This is a genomic window from Orrella sp. 11846, from assembly GCF_048820935.1.
Classification (GTDB): domain Bacteria; phylum Pseudomonadota; class Gammaproteobacteria; order Burkholderiales; family Burkholderiaceae_B; genus Algicoccus.
Map to the genome: position 1 here is coordinate 1 of NZ_JBMERD010000043.1, position 1,503 is coordinate 1,503.

Genomic DNA, 1,503 nt, shown 5'->3' on the forward strand with positions numbered 1-1,503 from the left:
CCCTGTGTGTCAACATAGACCTGAGCCACATGATTTTGAGATAACGTATATATCAGGGCGCTCAGGAGATCAAAAATGCCAAAGCCAATCACCGTTGTTGACCCGATGGTCAAACCCGATCCAGCACTTGAAAAACGGACTCGCCGAGTCTTTACGGCTGAATATAAACTATCGATTCTTCAGAAAGCCGATGCTTGCAAGCATGGTGAACTGGGTGCGTTACTGCGTCGTGAAAAACTCTATTCTAGTCAACTGGCACAATGGCGTCGTGAGCTGAATGAAAGTGGTGTTGCCGGTCTGAGTAAATCAGCGCCAGGTCCCAAACCCCTTAAAACTGCTGAACAAAAACGGATTGAACAACTGGAGAAAGAGAACCAGCGACTTCGTCGTCAGATTGAGGTCAAAGATGGCTGCCTAGAGCTCCAAAAAAAAGCCTTAAAAATGCTGGAAACACTAGAAAGGAGCGAATCGTGACTCTTTTACAAGAAACGACGTTACCGAAGGGCCTTTCTGAACGCCAAGCCTGTGATGCATTAAATCTGTGTCGCAACAGCCTACGAGCAGCACGAGCACGAGCTAACCTTTGCGGGCCTGTTAGCCCCTATCGCCGCAAACGTAAGCAGACGGAGCAGCCACGGGCTCTGAGCCCTGAAGAACGTAGTCACATCAAAGAGGTGTTAACGGGTGAAGAGTACGTTGATCAGCCGCCGGTACAGGCCTATTACAAGTTGCTTGACCAAGGTATTTATCTGGCATCTGTCAGCACCATGCATCGCATTCTTCGTGAGAATAATTTGAGCGGTGAACGGCGCCACCAACGTCCCGCAAACACACAGCCCATTCCTCGCTTAAAAGCGACCACGCCGAATGAGGCGTGGGTGTGGGATATTACCAAGCTGGCCACTCAGCGGCGTGGTGAATACCTGTCACTGTATGTGGTGATGGATTTGTTCAGTCGGTACATCGTTGCGTGGATGCTCTCACGCAAAGAAAATAGCGCACTGTCTCAACAGCTCATTGCCCAAGCGCATGAGCGATACGAGATTGCGCCAGGTAGCCTGACGCTACACCAGGACCGTGGTGTGCCGATGACAGCCCATTGCTATCTGGATTTACTGGGCGAACTGGGTGTGACCGCCAGCCATAGCCGGCCTCGGGTGAGCAATGACAATGCGATGAGTGAATCTCAGTTCAAAACCATGAAATACCAACCCGACTACCCGCGACGGTTTGATAGCTATGATCACGCTATGCGGTGGTGTGAAGACTATGTGCGTTGGTACAACCACAGCCATCACCATAGCAGTCTGAATGGTTTTACACCTCACCAGGTGTTCAGTGGTGACTATCTGGAAATAGCGATCACTCGGCAAGCCGCATTGGATGAAATCTATACCAACCATCCTGAACGGTTCACCAAAGGTCGCCCAACCGCGAAGATGCCACCGGCAGAGGTCTACATCAACCCCATACCAGATGATGCTGACCCAGCCACCGTTGAAA

General features: G+C 50.8%; 2 protein-coding genes. Both read left to right on the forward strand.

Annotated elements, in window-relative coordinates; all coding sequences use genetic code 11:
* Positions 1–75 precede the first annotated feature (75 nt).
* Positions 76–474, forward strand: coding sequence for a transposase (locus tag ACOI06_RS14510; protein WP_420663304.1), 399 nt, complete (start codon positions 76–78; stop codon positions 472–474).
* The coding region (locus ACOI06_RS14515; protein ID WP_420663305.1) for an IS3 family transposase at positions 471–1,503 on the forward strand (1,033 nt) is incomplete at its 3' end. The genes ACOI06_RS14510 and ACOI06_RS14515, both read left to right, overlap by 4 nt.

Excerpts from the sequence above, each read along its gene's own strand:
- ACOI06_RS14510 (WP_420663304.1), top strand. The coding sequence starts at position 76 with ATGCCAAAGCCAATCACCGTTGTTGACCCGATGGTCAAACCCGATCCA.